Source organism: Dyadobacter sp. HNCC25DJ185 (assembly GCF_056895195.1).
Genome location: NZ_JBXHAR010000003.1, coordinates 614,891 through 635,174 on the forward strand (window position 1 = coordinate 614,891; position 20,284 = coordinate 635,174).

Annotated in this window: 18 protein-coding genes; 2 read left to right on the plus strand and 16 right to left on the minus strand. The window is 44.4% G+C overall.

What is annotated here, in order from left to right; all coding sequences use genetic code 11:
* Position 1 precedes the first annotated feature (1 nt).
* Entirely contained in the window at positions 2-1,402 is a 1,401-nt protein-coding gene (locus AC1XUF_RS11220) for a purple acid phosphatase family protein (RefSeq protein ID WP_483341878.1), read from the minus strand.
* 89 nt (positions 1,403-1,491) lie between these two features.
* Here AC1XUF_RS11220 and AC1XUF_RS11225 point away from each other — a divergent pair, with 89 nt between their 5' ends.
* Both AC1XUF_RS11225 and AC1XUF_RS11230 read left to right on the plus strand, forming a co-directional pair.
* Positions 1,492-2,757: a serine hydrolase domain-containing protein gene (locus tag AC1XUF_RS11225; protein WP_483341879.1), complete on the plus strand. Its 1,266-nt coding sequence runs from the start codon at positions 1,492-1,494 to the stop codon at positions 2,755-2,757.
* A gap of 129 nt (positions 2,758-2,886) precedes the next feature.
* Complete coding sequence (locus AC1XUF_RS11230; protein ID WP_483341880.1) at positions 2,887-5,085, plus strand: B12-binding domain-containing radical SAM protein; 2,199 nt, start codon at positions 2,887-2,889, stop codon at positions 5,083-5,085.
* On the opposite strand, the gene nagA is transcribed toward AC1XUF_RS11230, so the two are convergent.
* The 15 genes from nagA to AC1XUF_RS11305 all read right to left on the minus strand — a co-directional run bounded on the left by nagA (position 5,057) and on the right by AC1XUF_RS11305 (position 20,281).
* Positions 5,057-6,181 (minus strand): N-acetylglucosamine-6-phosphate deacetylase, encoded by a 1,125-nt coding sequence (gene nagA / locus AC1XUF_RS11235; RefSeq protein WP_483341881.1) that lies wholly within the window; start codon positions 6,179-6,181, stop codon positions 5,057-5,059. The two genes, AC1XUF_RS11230 and nagA, sit on opposite strands and share 29 nt — an antisense overlap.
* A gap of 59 nt (positions 6,182-6,240) precedes the next feature.
* Positions 6,241-6,804: a pentapeptide repeat-containing protein gene (locus AC1XUF_RS11240; protein ID WP_483341882.1), complete on the minus strand. Its 564-nt coding sequence runs from the start codon at positions 6,802-6,804 to the stop codon at positions 6,241-6,243.
* 30 nt (positions 6,805-6,834) lie between these two features.
* Positions 6,835-7,131, minus strand: coding sequence for a thioredoxin (trxA, locus tag AC1XUF_RS11245; RefSeq protein WP_483341883.1), 297 nt, complete (start codon positions 7,129-7,131; stop codon positions 6,835-6,837).
* A 77-nt stretch (positions 7,132-7,208) separates the two neighbouring features.
* Positions 7,209-8,258 (minus strand): acyltransferase family protein, encoded by a 1,050-nt coding sequence (locus tag AC1XUF_RS11250; protein WP_483341884.1) that lies wholly within the window; start codon positions 8,256-8,258, stop codon positions 7,209-7,211.
* A gap of 62 nt (positions 8,259-8,320) precedes the next feature.
* On the minus strand, positions 8,321-9,565 hold the full coding sequence (locus AC1XUF_RS11255; RefSeq protein ID WP_483341885.1) for a hypothetical protein: 1,245 nt from the start codon (positions 9,563-9,565) through the stop codon (positions 8,321-8,323).
* Positions 9,566-9,648: 83 nt separating this feature from the next.
* Positions 9,649-10,536: a glycosyltransferase family 2 protein gene (locus tag AC1XUF_RS11260; protein WP_483341886.1), complete on the minus strand. Its 888-nt coding sequence runs from the start codon at positions 10,534-10,536 to the stop codon at positions 9,649-9,651.
* A 26-nt stretch (positions 10,537-10,562) separates the two neighbouring features.
* Positions 10,563-11,516, minus strand: a complete 954-nt coding sequence (locus AC1XUF_RS11265; RefSeq protein ID WP_483341887.1) for a hypothetical protein — start codon at positions 11,514-11,516, stop codon at positions 10,563-10,565.
* A 6-nt stretch (positions 11,517-11,522) separates the two neighbouring features.
* Positions 11,523-12,269, minus strand: coding sequence for a DUF5672 family protein (locus tag AC1XUF_RS11270; protein ID WP_483341888.1), 747 nt, complete (start codon positions 12,267-12,269; stop codon positions 11,523-11,525).
* On the minus strand, positions 12,269-13,252 hold the full coding sequence (locus AC1XUF_RS11275; protein WP_483341889.1) for a glycosyltransferase family protein: 984 nt from the start codon (positions 13,250-13,252) through the stop codon (positions 12,269-12,271). The genes AC1XUF_RS11270 and AC1XUF_RS11275 overlap by 1 nt, the downstream gene beginning before the upstream one ends.
* Entirely contained in the window at positions 13,249-14,472 is a 1,224-nt protein-coding gene (locus AC1XUF_RS11280; protein ID WP_483341890.1) for a glycosyltransferase family 4 protein, read from the minus strand. Before AC1XUF_RS11280 ends, AC1XUF_RS11275 begins: the two co-directional genes overlap by 4 nt.
* A 57-nt stretch (positions 14,473-14,529) precedes the next feature.
* Positions 14,530-15,186, minus strand: a complete 657-nt coding sequence (locus tag AC1XUF_RS11285; RefSeq protein ID WP_483341891.1) for an acetyltransferase — start codon at positions 15,184-15,186, stop codon at positions 14,530-14,532.
* Positions 15,187-15,188: 2 nt separating this feature from the next.
* The gene (locus AC1XUF_RS11290) at positions 15,189-15,887 is read right to left on the minus strand and encodes a WbqC family protein (RefSeq protein WP_483341892.1); all 699 of its coding nucleotides are present in this window, start codon (positions 15,885-15,887) and stop codon (positions 15,189-15,191) included.
* 6 nt (positions 15,888-15,893) lie between these two features.
* Positions 15,894-17,942 (minus strand): ArnT family glycosyltransferase, encoded by a 2,049-nt coding sequence (locus tag AC1XUF_RS11295; protein ID WP_483341893.1) that lies wholly within the window; start codon positions 17,940-17,942, stop codon positions 15,894-15,896.
* A 4-nt stretch (positions 17,943-17,946) separates the two neighbouring features.
* Positions 17,947-19,029 (minus strand): DegT/DnrJ/EryC1/StrS family aminotransferase, encoded by a 1,083-nt coding sequence (locus AC1XUF_RS11300; RefSeq protein WP_483341894.1) that lies wholly within the window; start codon positions 19,027-19,029, stop codon positions 17,947-17,949.
* On the minus strand, positions 19,022-20,281 hold the full coding sequence (locus AC1XUF_RS11305) for an ABC transporter ATP-binding protein (protein ID WP_483341895.1): 1,260 nt from the start codon (positions 20,279-20,281) through the stop codon (positions 19,022-19,024). Before AC1XUF_RS11305 ends, AC1XUF_RS11300 begins: the two co-directional genes overlap by 8 nt.
* Positions 20,282-20,284 lie beyond the last annotated feature (3 nt).

The window sequence follows — 20,284 nt, forward strand, 5'->3', positions numbered from 1 at the left end:
GCTATTTAATCCCTTTCCGTTTTTTATAATCCTGATACCGGTCGTTATATTCTTTCAGTTCGGCTTCCTTGAAGCTTTTTTCATAGCGTTCCGGTAAATTCAGTCGCTCCTTCATTTCCAGCTTATTGGAAAGTTCTACCAGCGTATTGCTGCCATTCTTATCTTTTTTTAAATCAAAAGCATCATACAGGTCTCCATTGACGGTGAATGCTTTAAATGAAAGCTTGTTGTGCTCAATGGTAATCGCCTGATACAATTGGGTATTGGAAGCAGCCCGGTCCATCCAGTTTTGCAAACCAATGTCGTACATTTTCGGCCCGCTGACAGAAACCACATAAATGGGCCCGTCGGGCTTTTTCCTGCTTTGGCCTACCGGCATATTGATACCTCTTCCGTAGGTGTGATCATGGCCCTGAAGAACAATATCTACTTTGTGCTTTCTGTAAAGCGGCTCCATTTTGTCCCGCCACTCATCGTTATCCCTGCCTTGTTTGGTGGAATATATGGGATGGTGGTGCACTACAACCGTCCATCTGCCTGGGTTTTGGGAAGCGACTTTTTCAAACCATTCTGCCTGTAGGTTCAGATCTTTTGGACTGATGCTGGCCTCTTCCGAATTCAGGAAAATGAATCTGCTGCCCTGGTAATCCACGTAGTAAACGGTTTCAAGCAAATGTTCCGGCCCGTTTTCGGGAAGCGCAAACTGCGGTCTCCAATGCCTGGAGACTTTTTCAACGGTGCCTTCCTTGTAGTATTCATGGTTCCCCGGAACAGGCAGGTTTGGTATCATTCCGTTGACCCAGCCACCGGCCTCAAACCATTCGCCCCATTGAAAGTCTGTATTGGAGTTATTAATAAGATCACCCGCATGTATCAGGAAATTAGCCTTTGGCAGGGTGGAATACGCACCTCGGATCGCCCGCGACCAGAGCGAACGAATGTCGTTCTGTGCATCGCCGAAATAGAGAAATGACAGGGGCTCAGGTTTGTCGGAAGCCGTTTTGAAATGAAACCATTCACTCCATTGTGTCCCGTTTCCAACCCGGTAAACATATTGCGTTGCAGGTTTAAGTCCGGTAAAATTGACTTCATGGTATATCACCGATTTACCATCCAGGATAATTGGCTGGCTGAGTGCTTTCACAACGGATGCTTTGGCTGGGAAGTCAGGCGACGGGTCGGCCTCATGAATTGCGCCAACTGACTCTCTTACGGTCGAGTCTGTGCGCCAGTTGACGGCCTGCGAAGTTGCAGGATCGCCCTTGTATCCCAGAATAACCCGGTCGGGAAATGTTGAGGGTGGATAAGCTTTGTTTTGCTGTGAATAAAGAGGCAGGCAGGAGTTGACTAGTAGAAAAACAATGAATGCAGGTTTAGCATATATCTTTAGAATGCAGGACATGGTATTTTTGGAAAGTTCAAACAAGTATAATACCCCTTTCAACAACAATCCGACTATTCATTGTTTAGTTTGTGTTAATAAATCAAGTTATGCCACACACTTTACCAAAACTAAGAAAGGCCTTCAACTTCGCTTTGTCGGGGATCTTATTCCTGGCATTCATTTGGGCATGTAAAAAGGACAAAGATCCCGTTCAGCCCTCAGAAGATCCTGCCCTGCGGTTTGTCAAAATCCTTAACGACTCTTTAAAAGACCGGGGATTCGGGTATAGCTTTATTGTTTATAAAAAGAATGAGGTACTGGGGTCAGGTTATGGAGGCCTGCAGGCTAGAGTTCTTGAGGTGGGCGGAGATAAGCCTGTTTCGCTGGATTCGAAAATGCAGATCGCAAGCATGACGAAAACACTTACGGCTGTCTCATTCCTGAAACTTGCGAGAGAAAAGGGAGTCAGGACTACTGATAAGATCATTAAATATCTGCCGCAATCCTGGCCTAAGGGTGAAAATATTGATCAGATCACTTTTCGTGACCTGCTTACGCACCAGAGCGGAATCATTGGTTTAGGCGATGATTGCCGGAATGGTTCTTACTCCGAGAATTATTGGTACGGACTCAAAGCACTCATCGAAAAAGGAGTGAAAGCGGAAAACAGGCATATGTTCTGCTACCAGAATGCAAACTTTGGGCTGTTTCGCGTACTTCTCCCAGCCATAAGCGGATATCAGTTTACGGGTGACGATACAAAGGATAATGAACAGACCAGCAAGCAGTATGAGAAATATGTTCGTGAAAACATACTGGAAAAAGCGGGCGTCATTTCTGCTGAGCCGCTCAGCAACTCGAGTCCAATCCCCACTTTTGGCTATAATCATCCTTATACCGGGGAATACGGATTCGACCCGGGTAGCTTTAACGATGTGACGGGCGGATATGGTTTTTATCTCTCCGCCAATGATGCGGGTAAGGTGTACGCGAAACTTTTTGGCAGTGAAACCGATATCATTGAGGCCGCATTGAAGGATTCGGTCCTGACCGCTGGTTTGGCCAGTTACAGCGCTATTACACCGGAAGGGAAATTCAGTTATCATGATGGCTGGTGGTATGACAACATCGGCGCCGGTAACCCGAAAGGTTTCAGAAGTGTTTGGATGAAGTGTCCTGACGATATGGTGGTGGTTCTTTTCACAAATGCCTTAAGACAAGGAGACGGGCTTTTTCCAATCCGATCGGATGCCTATCAGGATATCACTTCTTACGTGCTCTGGGCATTTTCTGCTTATAAAACCAAGCAGAGAAATGGGAAGATCATTTCGGGGGACTACCACCAATATCTGAAAAATCCCGAACCGCATTGACTTGAAGTCGAAGTGATTACCTCCGGTTAGGCTGTTAGGCTTGCAGTTATCATATGGTATATTACAAATGGAGGGTGCGCAATATCACGGTCACAGTGGTACCTTTACATCCGAATAAATCACTCAGCCTTGCAGAAGAAGACGCTTTTAATCACCCCGCCATTTACCCAGCTGAATACGCCCTATCCCGCGACGGCCTACCTGAAGGGGTTTCTGAACACCCTGGGAAGGGAGTCTTATCAGGCCGATTTGGGGATTGAAGTAATTCTGGAATTGTTTTCTTCCAAAGGTTTGAAGAGACTCTTTTCAGATCTTGAAAATTCGGATATCGAGCTGACAGACAATAGTTTCAGGATTTATTCTTTGAAAGACGAGTACATTGCCACGATCGATCCGGTGATCCGTTTTCTCAAAAATCTTAATCCAACGCTTGCACACAGCATTTGTGACCGGAGCTATTTGCCCGAAGCAAGCCGGTTTGCGCAATTGGAAGATATGGATTGGGCCTTTGGTACCATGGGAATTCACGATAAGGCTCGGCATTTCTCCACCCTTTACCTGGAAGATCTCGGAGACCTGATCCAGGAGGCGGTTGATCCGCACTTTGGTTTTAGCAGATATGCGGAACGTTTGGGCAGGTCGGCAACAAGTTTTGACGAAATGGAGCAGGCGCTGGAAATGCCGGACACGCTCCTGACAATGACATTAACCGAAATTCTTGAGAGGAAAATCCAAGATTACCAGCCCGACCTTGTGTGTATTTCGGTGCCATTCCCCGGCAACCTGTATGCTGGATTTAAATGCGGTCAATATGTAAAAAGGCATTATCCCGATATCAAAGTCGTTCTTGGCGGCGGTTTCGCAAACACGGAGCTGCGTTCTTTGAAAGAACCAAGGGTTTTTAATTATATCGACTTTATTTGTCTGGATGACGGCGAGGCACCGCTGTTTTCGCTTCTTGAATATCTGGATGGAAGCCGGGAACTTACCCGAATGAAACGGGTATATTCGCGCGTCGAAGGTGAAGTAGTTTATCATAATGGAGCACCAGAAAGAGATGTACCGCAGCGGGACACCGGAACTCCCGATTATAGCGATCTGCCTTTGCACGAGTATCTGTCGGTCATTGAAATAGTAAATCCCATGCACCGGCTCTGGAGTGACGGCAGATGGAACAAGCTCACGCTGGCTCACGGATGCTATTGGGGGAAATGTTCCTTTTGTGATATTTCTTTGGATTACATTCGTCGCTACGAACCCATGACGGCCGCTTTGCTGTGCGACAGGATCGAAGAAATAATCGCACAAACCCAGCAGAACGGATTTCATTTCGTAGATGAAGCTGCGCCTCCCGCCTTGCTGCGCGACCTGGCCTTGGAGATTATTCGCCGCAAGCTTACGGTTGTCTGGTGGACAAATATTCGATTTGAAAAGAACTTCACTCATGACCTCTGCCTGTTGTTGAAAGCTTCAGGATGCATAGCTATTTCCGGAGGCCTGGAAGTGGCGTCGGACCGGCTGCTTGAAAAAATGAAAAAGGGGGTTACCGTGGCTCAGGTAGCGAGGGTGGCGGATGGATTTACGCAGGCAGGCATTATGGTGCACGCCTATCTGATGTACGGTTTTCCAACGCAGACTGCCCAGGAAACCATCGATTCATTGGAGATGGTGCGACAATTGTTTCAGGCGGGAATCGTGCAATCGGGATTCTGGCATCGGTTTGCAATGACTGCTCATAGCCCGGTAGGCTTGCATCCCGAGGAATTTGATGTTATGCGGCTTGGACCTGATCCTGGACACTTTGCAAATAATGACCTGGAACATCGGGACCCGCTCGGTGCCGACCACGATAAATTTGCAGAGGGACTACGCAAATCGCTGTTCAATTATATGCATGGTGTTTGCCTGGATTTCCCTCATTCCAGATGGTTTGATTTCAAAGTGCCGTTGCCTTCTATATCTCCGCATTATATTGAAAAAAGCATTTCGGTACTGCCTGATTTGACCAGTCGCTCAAATGCGATCGTGGTATGGTTGGGGAACCCTCCGGAAATGGCTGTTTTTGAAGAAAGTCGTGGCAAAAAAGCAGTACAGGTGGCTGAACTTGTTTTTTATAACAAGAAAAAGGAATGGGCACTGGAAACCGGCGTGCCAGTAGGAGAGTGGCTTCTCAGAGTATTTCCAAGATTATTGATCACAAGCCAGGAACCGTATCTCCTGGAACAATTGAAGACTGATTTTGAAGAAGCCGGACTGGGCAGCTTTGCCGAATTTGAAAGTTCGGCGACATGGAATGATCTCAAAAGCCAAGGCTTGCTTGTGATATGACCTCGAATTCTTCCAGATTATCATCGAAAGCGGTGAAGACTGCTGGATAACCTATCTCAATGCGCCCGATTTGCTTGTCGAGACCGATCGCGCTGGCAGGCCGTATGGTTGCCATTTCAATGGCTTCCTGAAGAGGAATTCCAACAATTTGAACAGCATTGCGTACAGCGTCGGGCAGTGAAATGGTTGCTCCAGCCAAGTTTCCGTCAGAGTTGGTGTATCTTCCATCTTTCAGATAGGCATCGAATTCTCCCCATTTGAATTCCGTCACTTTTTGTCCGAGAAAAAGGGCATCAGAAATCAGGAAAAGTTTATCTTTCTTGATCTTGTAGGCGACACTCGCCGCACCAAAATCACAGTGGACACCATCTATGATAATCGGCGCGTAAACCGATTCGGAGTCGAATGTTGCGCCTACGAGTCCGGGAGCACGATGCCCGAATGCAGACATCGCATTATATAAGTGGGTTACCAGTTGAATACCTTTTGAAAATGCACTGGTGGCTTCCGCATAGGTTGCATTGGAATGGCCTGCCGACACGGTTATGCCCGATTCGAGCAGCATAAGAAGCTGATCGTCGGTAAACATCTCAGGTGCGATGGTGATTAGCTTGATCACGCCTTTCCCATATTTTATAATTTCTTCCAGCTCCGAATTGGTGGGCTTTCTAACAAATTCGGTCAGGTGGGCGCCTCTTTTGATCGGGTTCAGGAAAGGTCCCTCAAGGTGCATTCCCGGAACGCCTGCCTTAGGATTTTTTGATATGTAATTTCTGGTCGCCTCAATGCCTTTCAGAATGTTTTCGAATGGGGAAGTGATCAGTGTGGGAAGAACGTATGCTGTTCCGGTGGCTACGCTAGCCTGATAGATGTCCTCAATCGTTTCTTCGTCAGCTCTTTCGGTGAAGTAATATTTTTCACCGCCATTGATATGGCTGTCAAAAAAACCTGGCGCAAGGTTTGCGACTTTGGTCGTCTGGGTGTCAGGCTCAGCATATTCCATAGCGGCAATCTGTCCGTCCAGAATTTGAATAAGCTGGTTTTTAAGAATTTCCTTTCCTGTATAAACTTTCTCGGCAAAAAGTTGGAATGACATAGGCAACCTGAAAAATTTAGTCAGGCCAAGAAACGAAAAATGATCAGCGCTTCAAAATCCTATTTGACAATTATATCAAATTTCGTCAGCAAACCTGCGAGATCTGAGGAAAGGAATTTGGTCTTCCTGATATTGTTGCTGGTAGGATCGATGGTGAAGTTTTTACTGCTCGAAAAGTCAACACCGGACAGGTTGGTGTTTTCAAAAACGGCATCCCAGAAATCGCAGTTATGGAACCTGGACTTGGTCAAATCTGCACCCGTGAAGTCAGCACCGTGAATTTTGCAGTTGGTAAATGCCGATTTGTTCAATTTTTTCCTTTCAAAAATAGCATAGTCGAGGATGGAATTTTCGAATCTGGCCGCAAAGGCAAAATCCTTGCTTTCGGCGAAGTTCACACCCGTCAGCTTGCAGCCCACAAATGCGACATCGGATATTTTGCAATTTTTGAAAGCCGTGTTGCTCAAATTACAGTCTTGAAAAATGCAATCGATAAAATCAATTCCGGAGACGTCCGAAAAGGTGCATTGCAAAAAGGTAACCTGTTCAAAATGGTCACCATTCAATGCCCCGATACTAAAATCCTGACTTTTGATAATTTCCGGGTTGTCAGTTTTCTGCATATTTCAATTTTTGATTTCGCGGGAGTCTGTTTAGATATACTGCTTGATGATCGATTTCAATTGGTCGGCCTGAACAACACCGGATTGGCGCCACATGGCTTTGCCTTCTTTAAATACAATGAGGGTCGGGACGCCCTGGATCCGGTAAGCGCTGGCGGCAGACTGGTTGCTGTCCACATCAACTTTGATGATCGTAGCGGCATCACCCAAATCGGCCTTGACTTGTTCCAGAATGGGTTTCATCATTTTGCACGGGCCGCACCACTCCGCCGAAAAGTCCACCAACACCGGTTTGCTGCTATTGATAAGTTCTTTGAATGTTGCCATTTTTAGAGAAAGTTATTTAGGTGAATAACCAATTCTGATTAAAGATCGTGCCACTTGTCTTGACATCAATAAATGGTTCAGCCCCATTTGGAGCGGAGAAATTTACCGAACCTTTTCTCTACAAATTCGTAGGTAAAGTGGGAATAACAAATGGTTAGGATGATCGACGTAGTGAGTGAAATAGCTATCATCAGCTCTGTTTCAGGAGATTTGAACAGCCGGAAGAGAATTACATTTACCAGTATCAGTACGATCGCGTGATTCAGGTAAATGGAATAGGAAATTTTACCCAGATACTGAAACGGGCCACTGGACAGCAATTGCGTTACTATCCCAGTAGAGCTGGTAAAAATCACGATGCCAATCGCGAAAATGAACGGGAAGGCCAGTTTCCACAAATTCAGTTCCCAATGATGTACGCAATACATGGCCAGGACCAGCATGATCAGAAAAGGTATTTCAAAAGAAGATAACAGAAACGTTTTCTTGGTAAGCAAAAGATGGGTAAATATCCCGAGGCAAAAACATAGCAAGCCTCTCACGAAGCCATAATCGTAGGCAAGCAGATATTCACCTCTCGACACAATGAATAATCCGGACAGGACCAGGATTAAAGTAAAGGACAAATATTTGAGTTTGGGAAGCAGCAGGATGACCAGTCCGAAAACAATATAAGATATCATTTCCGCAGATATGGACCAGGAGGGATAGTTATTGCTGATCCAGGCCCCGAAAACAGGTGTTGACCCCATAAAGGTGAGGGTATCCAGTGTGGTGAAGAAATAATATTCGTAGCCCAGGCTGCCGACATTCTTCATAGGACTCAGTTCTCCCAAAAGGTTTGCTATCACAAATACGATCTCTGTAAAAAATAAAAGGGGATATAGCCGGATAAATCTTTTTTTAATAAAAACGAAAAAATCGCGTGCGTTGTGGATCTTGCTCACATAGTTCAGCGCAATCACAAAGCCACTGAGTACAAAGAAGAAATCAACAAATAGGCTGGAATTGATAACAAAAAAATTATTGTAAAGCGGTGAATCCTTAAAAGCATTGTGATGATGGGCAATCACCAGCACAGAAAAAATACCCCTAAGTCCATCCAGTTGTTCTACTCTGTCTTTCATGCGTTTGGTTTTGCCCCGATCGCGGCGGGATGGGGGCCTGATTATCTCTGGATTCGGAGGATTTATGTTGTAACCGTGGCAAGCGTATTTACAGCAGGTTTTTTATTAAAACTGTCGAGATAACGTATGCCTAGAAAACGGATCATGACGGAGTAGGGAAACCAGAATGCAATATCATAGGGCCTTCCGCCGGTAACTAGCAGGACCATCATGGATAAGAAAAAGTAAGCCAGAAATGTGGAAAGCGGATTGGTATATCTGCGAATTTCACGGATTGCAAAAAGGAACAGGAAGAAATTAAAACTTGCAAAGAAAATAAAACCGAAAACGCCCTGATCAACCCAGGCTTCCAGAAGGGGAACATCAAGATAGTCGCTTTTATATCCTCTTCCCAGAAAAACATCCCATGAAAATAGTGTCTCCAGAAATTCACCAAAGCCACTTACACGCCCCATAGCCGAATAATCAACATCTGCAGTATCCGAAAGCTTCACACCCGTTGATGTAAATACGACATCCATAATCCTGCTTTCGAAAACGTCCCAATAGTTCAGCAACAAGCCTATGATATCGCCGTATCTTGATAAAAAGTAGTTGATGCCGACAAGTATCAGAACAATAAAGATGACATTCCGTAATTTAAACGCATCGCCAATTGCAGAAACTAGATTCGAGAATTTAAAGCGGAAAATGAAATATGCCAATCCGGCGATCCCAAGTCCCAGGTAACTGGATTTGGCCAGGGAAATCACCAATACGCCGAGACCGAAAAGCACAGAAAAGAACAAAAATATTCTGGTGAATATTCCTTTCGTCCCATTGAGCATCATTAGCGCGGAAAGTAAGCAGATCACACCGTTACGCGCTGTAATATGGGGATTTCCTCCCGGTTGCGCTCCCTCATTTGCGAAGCTTACAGCTGCGCGCATGCCCGGCGACCAGTTGGGGTCAGTAATCAGGGAGTAAACTAGCGTGATATTGGTAAAAAAGGAGAAAAGGAAAAATACTGCGATGAGCGTATCCTTCACATCATTAGGTACGTGGATGAGCAGGAGGATAAAACCAAAAGTGAAAACGAAGTTCCCTATGTCGGCTACCGATTTTCCGGTCGAATTTATAAAAAAAAAGTAGTATAAACTCAGAAACAAGAACGCCAGCCCAAGATTGATGAGTATGACATTTGGTTTATAAAATCTTTTGAAAAGATGCATTGGCAGCATGAATACCAGTGCCAATGAGAAGAAAATAGCGGTAAAAACACTGCTCGCGGGGCCTATTCTTAGTGTATCCCGGATAAAAAAAATCATCGGAAACCCATTAAACATCATCGCGATGCCTAGGGAATACCGAAGATTGTTAAAGTTTGTAACTACATTAAGTAAGCTCCAATTCATCTGGATAGTCTGAAACTGATGTATTTAATATCCAATCGCAGAATGAAATATGCAATTTTCCGAATCCGGCACCAAAGATACTTCATTTTGTTCAGAGCGGGGGAACTGTTCGTAGAAATGTACAATTTCTGTACTTTAAGATGTTCCTCGCGGCCCACCGAAGCAATGGTAGATGATTTTGCATCCTCGTGTACCCGTAAAGCACCTGCAAGACCTTCAACTTTTCTGATGCTAATACCCTTCTGAGCAGTGAACCTGGTTATGAATTCGTAATCAAATGCAAACCGGTAACTCTCATCGAACAGGCCGTAGTTTTGGACCAGTGAACGCTTGAAAAACAAAGACTGGTTATGGATTTGCATCCCCTCCAAAACCTGGCAATTAAAGCTATAAGAAGTCGTTTTTAAAATTTCAGTGACTTCGTCATCGGTTGAAATCATATATAGGTCACCGTACAGGATATCTGAGGGTTTTTTGAATGCAGCTTCTCCAAAACGTTTGAAAGTACCTGGAAAATATACATCATCTGAATTTTGGAAACTGATATAGTCGCCTGTAGCACGTTCAAGTGCTTTATTGATGGCGTGAACTTGTCCCCGGTCTTTTTCGGATACCCACCATGACAGATAATTTTCATATTTCTTTATGATATCGACGCTGGAATCAGTAGACCCGCCATCTACAATGATATATTCCAGATTGGGGTAACCCTGATTTAAAACACTGATAATGGTTCTTTCCAGAAATGCAGCCTGATTATAGGAAGGCGTGATCACAGTAAGCTTTGGGTATCGCTTTCGGGCTTCCGCCTGCAGGTCGGAAGAAATATGTAAGGCCGACAGAAATTCCCGTAGGTCCCGTGTGTTTTGTTCAAGAAAGTGCATAGACTCGTAATTCCGCTAAATATGTGTTAAAACTGATCTATGTATTTGGTAAGTGATTTCAGCTTTTTTGCCATGTTATTTCGTAAAATCCGAAGCCTCTTTATGGGAACAGGTTTTCCGTACCCTGGCATATTTCCAACGGGCCGCGAAGCTCCGTGTTTTCTTACACTAATTTTATATTTGCTAAATAAACTACCGAACACTTGGTTCATGGACAGCAAGGCAGCGTGATCCGCCCAAACCGGGTCAAAATAAGCCAGTCCCGCGAAATCGATTGAAATTAACGGGTTCTCGTCGACCTGGTAGGCTACATTGTTGAAAGTCAGCTTTTTATTTAATACGGAATGCAAACCGTAGTGCCAGCCGGGATTTCTGATTATTTCTGTTTTGTCAATCCAGATCGGTACATAGTTCAGCCAGAGTTGATCCATATTCATCCCTTTGCAAAGATCGAATTTCGCCCTGTCAGCAGTTCTCTCCGCCCACCATTGCAACACTTTCAATGTTTCCCGACTGGGTTTAAGAATCCAGCTTCCCGAGTGAAACATACCGATATTGAGAATTCGTTTGTCATCAAGCATGGAAGACTTTTCGAGTGGCTTGATGATGTTCGGAGTTAGGAAAACGCTTGATTGGCTGTTCAGTATCCCGTTAAAGGTCTTTAATAACACCACGGTGGGGGCGAAGAAAGCGATTTGGCTGCAATCCGGATGTTTCCTCAAAAGTTCCAGGGCGAACCATGGTCGGCAGGCAGGCAACACTTCGAAGTCGGTGTACTGGCTTTCCATAGTTTCCCATTGCGGAATGTGTATGTTGGCAACAGAGAGTATTTGAACATAAGATGGCAACCGGTCCAGTGGGAGAGGATCAACCCAGCACAAGTAAAACAAATGATCGGGTTGATATTCAACTGCGGATTCTGCCAGAGTCAGTGCGTGAGCCAGGTTTGTTCTGTTACAAACGGTGTAAATAATATTCATGTATCGTTAATCCGCTTCGGGCAATGTTTTGAAATAGGGCAAATACTGGATATTGGCCCTTGAAATGCCTGTTAAAGCGAAAGGCAAATTTTTCTCCCCATTGAAATTTAAAGCATTCTGAGCAAAATGCTGACGTACAACCTGCGTCGGTTTCCTCAGATAAGGCCAGAAACGGTTGGCTTCCAGATCCCAAAAAAGGGAATCGGCATGTGGTAGCTCGCTGTGGCGGTACACGTAGGCCTCTTTTCTCTTGCGTTTCAACGTCCTGGTCATGTGTTCAATTCGGCAAAGGTAAAGACCATTGTTTGTATAGCCTTGCCCGAATAATCGTTTTTCCTCCTCTTTCAAGCCCAAGATCCTTGAAAGAAAACCGTCATTTATTTTTTCACTAGCCGCAGATGCTTTCAGATAATCATAACCTTGCTTGCACCAGTAATAAAGTTCATCTTTGATCACCCAGCTGTTAAGTTCATGTACCAAGAGAAATTCACACCAGTTGAAACGTTCATAAAAGTCTTCCATCAAAAATAGCCCTGCCAGATGATCGCGGGACTGGAAGTACTTTTTCGAAAAATAGATCACATCAATTTCTTCATGATGCTCCTTGATGATGGAAAGATCTGCCCCTTCATAGGTAATAAAGATCAGGGGATACCTTTGGAGGGTTTCGAGACAATGGTGCAAGAGTTTCTCTTCCGTCGGGTTGATCTGCGGATCCAATATAGGTACGAGCACGGTGACTAATTCTTTCATCAGGTCGTTTCGAGCAGGCGGGCCATATATTCGACTGGCTTTTTTAAGAGTTTTCTGACACGCTGGTAACGGCGGACGGTTGGAGGCTTAATGTAATGGCATTGGAATTTTCTGTAATAAGCATTACCATTTCCGATCAGGTTACTTCTGTAAAGGTCAAATAAAGAAGTCAGGTCCCTCCGATCTGTCAATTTGAAGCGATCCTGGTATTTGGACAGGATATCCACTTTGGTGGGATCGTAGCCGCTGTAGTGAAAGAAAATTAATGGATTGGTTTCATTCACAAAATAAGTACCATCCCGAAAGGAAAAAGTTCTTTCGTGCAGGTTCCAGTAGGCGGCATTATAGCCGGGGTTTCTTTCTAAAAGCGTATTCGAAATGAACAGAGGCAAGAAATTCATCCAATTCTGGTCAACGAAAAGTCCGTTACAAATATCGATAAAGCACTCATACCGCAGTTTTTCTTCCCACCATTCAATAAAGCGAAGTATCTCTTCACTTCGCGCAAGTGCCACGAAACCCAGATTGTAAACGCCTGTATTCAAATGATGCAATTCGTTTGGCGTCAGGCGGTCGTCGATAGGCGTGCAGATGTGGGGTGTGACAACGGCTTTATGTTTTTTCAGGGAATTTAACAGGCCGGTAAGCGGCTGAAAAACAATGATATCCGGATCAAAGTAGATCACATTGCCGGCTTCGGGGTAATGTTTGAAGAAATAAGTAAAATAAAAGGGCTTGACTGCTGTATTCAGTTCGGTAATATCATACCTGTCGGCCATGTCCTGAAAATCCCTTATTTCGATTTTATCAATCTCGATCATAGGAAATTCCGGTGAAAATGAATCTTCAAACTCAATATCTTTCAGGGAATCTACAAGGCCTATAAAAAACAGTACATTGGGATTAGTGGATTTGAGTGAATCCCCCAGTGTCCTGGCCTGAGCTAAATAATTGATTGAGCAAATTGTAAAGGCAATAGTCATTGATTATGTTGTTCCGAAACCTGTAAGGGTAGATACTTTTGAATAATGGCTTCGATGTTTCCAAGGCTTTTTTCCGTATTGTGTCTTTCCAATACCTTTGTGCGCCCTTTTTGACCCAGAGATTCCCTTAAAGAAGGATCCAGTATGAGTTGAATAATTGCTTCGGAGGCGGCAGAAATATCCATATAAGGGACTACAAACCCTGCATCCGACTCGATGAGCTCAGGAGCGCCACCAGCATCCTCGAAGCAGACTACCGGAATTTCCAGCAACGCGGCTTCCAGGACTACCAAAGGGTAGGGATCTTCCCGCGAGCTTAACAAAAGTACGTCGAAGCGGTTGATATAATCCAGTGCATGTGGAGTGGGCGGGACTAGGATGATCCGGGTACTCAGGCCCATCAGGCGAATGTCGCTTTCAATGAGCTCGTATATCTGGTGCTGCGGGCCGGCGCCTACCCAAACAAAATACACGGGCAGGGGGTGGGTTTTGTGAATAACCCTTTTGGCGATCCAATTGAAAATGTCGTTTCCCTTACGCCACTCGGCATTGCCACAACCGCCGATAACGATCGCGTCTTCCGGAATTTTGTAAGTCTTCTCCAGGATATCGTGCTGAATGGATTTCAGTTTCTGGTCGATATGTTCGTGGTCGATCAGCGTGAATGTACTGACATGCTTTTCAGGGAAATCGTATTTCTTAACATAGTAATTGGCTACCGCATGAGAAACTGCAATCAGATGATCCGTTTTCTTTAACAGGAAATTCAGATGCTTGTCATGAGAATAAACCTTGACCGACATAGCCAGTTCATGCACAAACAACACCAGCGGCAAGTGATGCAGGAATTTTAGGAAATCGTGGTAGACCCCTGAATTGGCAATTGAATTGATAAAAACGAGACCGATGTTCTGCTGTTCGAGTTCCGCCACAATCCGTTCGTTAATTTTTTGAACAGAACGCTCCTCGTAAAGCTTGTACAGGTTCACTTTCTTAAGCAGCTTCCCGGTAAACTGGGGAGGGGCTATTTTGAAATTTTGATATAGCCGGGTGATGCTAACGACTGCTTCGAATTCACTTTCAAGCTCTCCCCCGCTGCACAGCAGCAAATGCATTGGAACACCGCGCTCTTTTAAAAGCCTTAAAAGCTGCAACAACAGCAACTGGCTTCCTGCCCGATTAGCATCATGACTTACAAACAGTATTTTCTTCGGCTCCATTGACCTATCTTAACCTTGCGATATTCTTATCATTACTTCTGCACGACCATCATTTCGTCAGTAAGCTTCATGGCTCAGCTTTCCGGGTACCTTCTTTGCCGGGTTTCCAATGTAAATCCCCCATTCTTCGGTATCTTTTGTTATTGCCGACGCCATACCTACCAGTGTCCCCTGGGCGATCGTTGTATAATCCCGTATGGTGCTGTTAACCCCGAAAAAGGAGTAGGACTCAACAAGGCAGTGTCCAGAAAGAACTACATGAGACGTGAAAAAGACATGGTCTTTAATCTGCCCGTGGTGGCCAATGTGGTTACCGCTCCACATCACTACATTGTTTCCTATCGTAGTAAAAGGCTGAATGGTATTGTCTTCAAGAATAAAGCAGTTATCGCCGATTGCGTTGCCAAATAAGGTTACTTTGGAACTTATATAAGAAATAAATTCATAACCTTTTGCTTTGGCCTTATGATAGATAGCCTCCCTGTTCCGATTCATATTCCGACCGGTCATCGGGGCAAAAAAAGCATATTCGGCAGGGGGAAACACGCTTTCAACATCTTCAAAAGCAACAACAGGCAGGCCTTTGAAGGATTCGTTTTCGATATATTCGCGATTGATAGTGAAAGCAACTACTTCATGATCGGAGTCATGAGTGAGGTAATAATGGGCTAATTCTGCGGTATCAAGTACTCCAAAAACGATGATTTTCGCCATTCCTAAATAAGTTCGTAAGCCTCTAACTGTTTTCTGGTATCTTCTGGACTATTAAACATCAAGATATCGACAACAGACAACCAAGGTACGAAAGCATTTTTGAATTGGGGGTAGGGGGTGGAAACACTTTTGATGAAGTCGAGTCTGATCCCTTCCTTTTCGAATACGCTTTTATCATACAATTCCATTCCTCCAATCGGATTAATGTAATGGCTGGCTTTTTCCTGTTTACAAATATCCAGAATTCTTGCTGGTCCTTTCAGGGCCTTATTATTATATATCGTTGAAGAGGGGACTATTTCGGTCTCAATTTCCATGAATGCAGAGGTCCTGACCAATGCCTGGTGAGCCAGTTCATAAATAGTTTGAACTTCTAAATTTACAATTTCTTCTATGAGAACAAAAGCCTTTTGATAATATGGTGCTTTCTGGTATGATTGCTGAATGGTTTTTAAGAATTTTTTCTGCCAGGAATCGTCTTTTGCCAATTCGACCTCGTTGATCAGCTTATTCTGGCTTGCGTCTTTCAGCGGTACGGTGAACAGGTGCGCATTACCGGAAACCAGTATGTTGTTCCTATTGATCCAGCCCTTATTGATGAAGTTGACGTCGTCGTAAAGTATAAACTTATCAACTGCATTGATGAGCTGGAAATAGCCTATATACGGGAAGATATAGGGCTGCATAATGGCTATGGTCATCGGCTGTTATTTAAGTTTCCGCAAATAATAATCTTCTCCTTTGACGTCGAGATTTGTCATTGTGGTGTCGGAGCCCAATCGAATGTCTGTTGGTAATGCCCTGATCTTACTGGTATCATTGATAACACTTCTTGCATAAAAAAGATAATCCGCTTCTTTCGGAATCGGTTGGAGACCTTTTTCAAAGGGATTAATGGTGATCAACTTGCGGCTGAGCTTGGCACCGTAAAGGGGATATTCAAAATCATCATTGATGGTTGCGAGCGCGACAGTCGCGTTTTGCGGCACAATTGAATCGTACGTTTGATAAGCCCTCGTGATATCGGGCCGGGCGAATGTCTGAAAGGCAATACGTTCTTCCGTCAGAGCTGATTTATAGCCATAAGCCGGAAACGGCAGGCAGCGGATGTTCAGATAAACTGACATCACTGCCGAAATGCATGCCAGCCCGACAATCGCCATAATATATCCTTTCCAGATATTACGTCGCGGCTTGATAATGGACAGTCTGTGATGAGAGAATAGAAGCAGTAAAAAAAGAACCCCAAATACCCCAGTCTCAATGAAATACCGGCCTTTAAATGGATCGTAAGGCGCAGAGTAAGAGAGAGCGGCAAAATGCAGGCAAAATGCGAGGGCGAGAAACCAATGAACCCTGGATCGAAAAATACGGATCAGTACCAGAAGGATCAACGGTATGATTAGCGCAAACCCAAACACGCCCCAATAAGGATTTGCATTGTAATTATTGAAACGCCTTTGCATGGAAAAAGGAAGGATCGAGAAATCTGTTTCCTCATCCAGGCGCATATGAAGTTTGTTTTCCAACATTGCAATGGGTTTCCGGATGGTCGTGTTCAGATCGTAACCCCACTGCGCGTTGCGGATTCCATCCATGTTGAAAAAATCATAAGCGTACCTGACAACATTGCGGCTACCTTGCTCAAACAAATTGGATAGTGGCCCAGCCCGTTCTATTGATTGATGTTTTAGTGAAGTGGGTGGCCCGATTGGATGGCCAAACATCATGATGTTTTTAATGTAGCCTGTCGGAAGTGTATAAATGAGCAATGCAAAAAAAATGGAAGTCCCCAGTTTGACAAACCGACCCAAAAATACATTCAGATTAGGGGCCAGGAAGACAGTGTAGAGCATGATCACGAAGACCGAAGGAAGCAACAAGGCGAATGTTACTTTGTGGCCGAGAACAATTCCGAATGTCATTCCAGCCAGATACAAATATTTGTTGGCGCGGGTTGAGTAATAGGTAAAGAGAAAATATAAAAGACAGCTTAAATAAGCTGTCATAACGATATCTGTTTCTGTGGTAACCGCCTGCATCAGGAAATCCAGGAACATTGAATAAGCTAATGCACAAAAAAGGCTTGCAGAAAGATTCCTGCCGATTCTCTGGGCAATTCCGAAAACAGCGACAAGTGTGACGTAGTAAGATAAATGATGGATAAGCTTGAATGCGTTTTCAATCTTTCCACTTATTAGGTAACTGTAAATCTGAATCGTTGTGAGGCTTTTGGGGTAGGTATCCATATTCCAGTTCGTGCCTCCGAAGTGCTCCATCGTTCCGCGCTGAATGTACCGGATAGCACGGTTCAGGTGGCCTGTCATGCTATCCCATTCATTGGGTACAGTAAAAAGTACCAGGATCAGATTGGTGACTGCAATCAAGCCAATCGTGCCAAACATAAAAAAGAAGATCGTTTTCAAGTAAGGTGACAGTTCTTTTGTCCATAACCTGAAAGTGGCGATCCTATTGGAGAAAATGCGTCTTACCGAGTAATTCTGGGGTGGACCTGCCAGGTACGACCAAATCAAACAGTGTATGGACAGGGTGACAAAATTACCTGTTATCCAGGCGAACACGTTTGCGGTAAGATCAAGTGCCGATAAAGCAAAACCGGTAGGAATAATACTTCCCGTAAACAAGACGAAACAGGTGATAATCCACTCGGTCAGGGATGGTTGAGCAACCTTTTTTGCAACGAAGCCGATGCTGTATATGAACAGCAAAAAGGTAAACCAATAAAGAAAGACCATGCGATTATGGTGATAGATGACCGTTAATAATGCCAGAGATACGTTTGATATCTGCGTGAGGCAGGCCGACATACAGGGGCAAACTTAGCACTCTTAACGCGATATCTTCTGAAACCGGGCAGGCAATTTGTTTTGGCATGAAAGACAGCGTGTTCAGCGACGGATAGAAATACCTGCGTGGGATAATATCCTCGGCACGTAAAGCATCCATTACTTTAAACATGACTGCTTCCGAAGGAAATACGACTGGGTAGTAGGCATAGTTATATTCAATGTCCGGACTAATCTCTGGTTTGAATAATAGGTCCCAATTGAGAAGGCTATCGTACACCGCAAAAACTTCTTTTCTTGCTTCGATAATTTCAGGGACATGGGGTAGGTTCACAAGCCCCATTGCCGCATGAAACTCTGAGTTTTTGCCATTGATACCTGCAAAAAGATAGTGCTCATCTCCCTGATGGCCAAATGCCCGTAGCATGTCAAGCTTTTTGTCAAGTTCAGGGTGATTGGAAATCAGTGCGCCGCCTTCAATGGTATGAAAAACTTTGGTTGCATGAAAACTACAGGTACTAATGTCGCCGTAGGATAGCAGTGACCTGCCCTTGTAAGTTACCCCGAAAGCATGAGCCGCATCGTAAATTACTTTGAGATGATGCTTTTGCGCAATTTTTTCGATGGTTTCTACTTCGCAGGGATTACCATATACGTGCGTAGCCAGGATAGCAGTGGTTGCCGGGGTAATTGATTGCTCGATCAGTTCCGGATTGATATTAAAAGTCTTACGATCAATGTCTACGAAAATCGGTGTACAGTGTTCCCATAGAATTGCGTTCGACGTTGCGCAGTATGAAAAGGGCGTTGTTATAACCTCTCCAGTTATTTCAAGGGCCTTGATTGCAATCTGTAAAACAATGGTACCGTTGCCACAAAAATAAAGATAGTCTACCTTAAGATAGTCTTTGAGCTGTTTTTCGAGCTTTTGCAGGACCGGCCCGTTATTGGTAAGATAGCCGCGATCCCAAATTTCCCGGACGTATTGCAGATATTCTTCCTGGTCTGGTAAAAAGGTTTTAGTGACGTTAATCATTCACTACGTGTTCAGTTTGGCGAATGGAAAAATTGAGTTGAGGGCGAATATATCCGGGCCATTTGCCATACCAGGTAACATTTTCACGATAATCCTCCACATCGAACACGAGTGCTTCCTCCATATTGTAAAGGACTGTACTGGTATCTTTGACAATCATCATAGAAACCACATAAGATCCGTCATTCAGAAAATTGCCTGGAATTTCGCATGTGCCGCTCACCAATCCCTTGGCAAAGGGTTCGGATTGCGTGCCGACATTGAAGATACATTCACCGGTAAAGGTGTATAAGTGCATGCTGAGATTGATATTGGCACCTTCGACCAGATTCCAGAATTCAAACTGAAAATTGATTGGCGTACGAACATCAATATGGTTCAGGTCGTCCTGATATTCAGGAAAAAGCTTGAATCTTTTTACGCGTACCTGATCGTTTCCCGGGGCAGTATTAATATTGTCCCAATGCTTATCTAGCATCTTGTGAGAGACCTTACTCAGATAGTTGGTTACGATATGGGTGGTTTCACCTTGATCAATCAGGCGCCCTTTTTCGAAGTAAAAGGATTTATTACAAAGCGCCTGAATGGCAGTGAGATTGTGGCTTACAAATATGAGCGTCCTGCCACTTTCCGAAACGTCCCGCATTTTGCCAAGACATTTCTTTTGAAACTCGGTATCTCCAACGGCAAGCACTTCATCCACAATGAGTATCTCGGGATTGAGGTGGGCAGCAATTGCAAACCCAAGCCTCACGTACATTCCGGACGAATATCTTTTAACAGGCGTGTCCAGGAATTTTTCAACGCCCGCAAAATCTACAATAGCATCAAAAGATTGTTTGATCTCGTTTTTAGACATTCCCAGGATGGCACCATTCAGAAAAATATTCTCCCGTCCTGTCAGTTCAGGGTGAAATCCTGTGCCCACTTCGAGTAAGCTTGCAATACGTCCTTCTATTTTAATCTGCCCGGTAGTGGGCTCGGTAATGCGGCTCAGGATTTTCAATAGGGTGGATTTTCCGGCGCCATTGTGCCCTACAATGCCTATACGGTCACCTTGCTCAATACTGAAATTAACATCGCGTAGTGCCCAGAATTCTTCTTTCTCGGCAAAACCGGAATTGTCCTGCCTGCTGGAAAACCACTTGTCCACCGTATCCGTAAAGATATCCCTCAGGCTCGATGAGCCACTCTTTCGCTGATGGTCTATGATATATCTTTTGCTGATGTTTTCAGCTACAATTACAGGCATGCC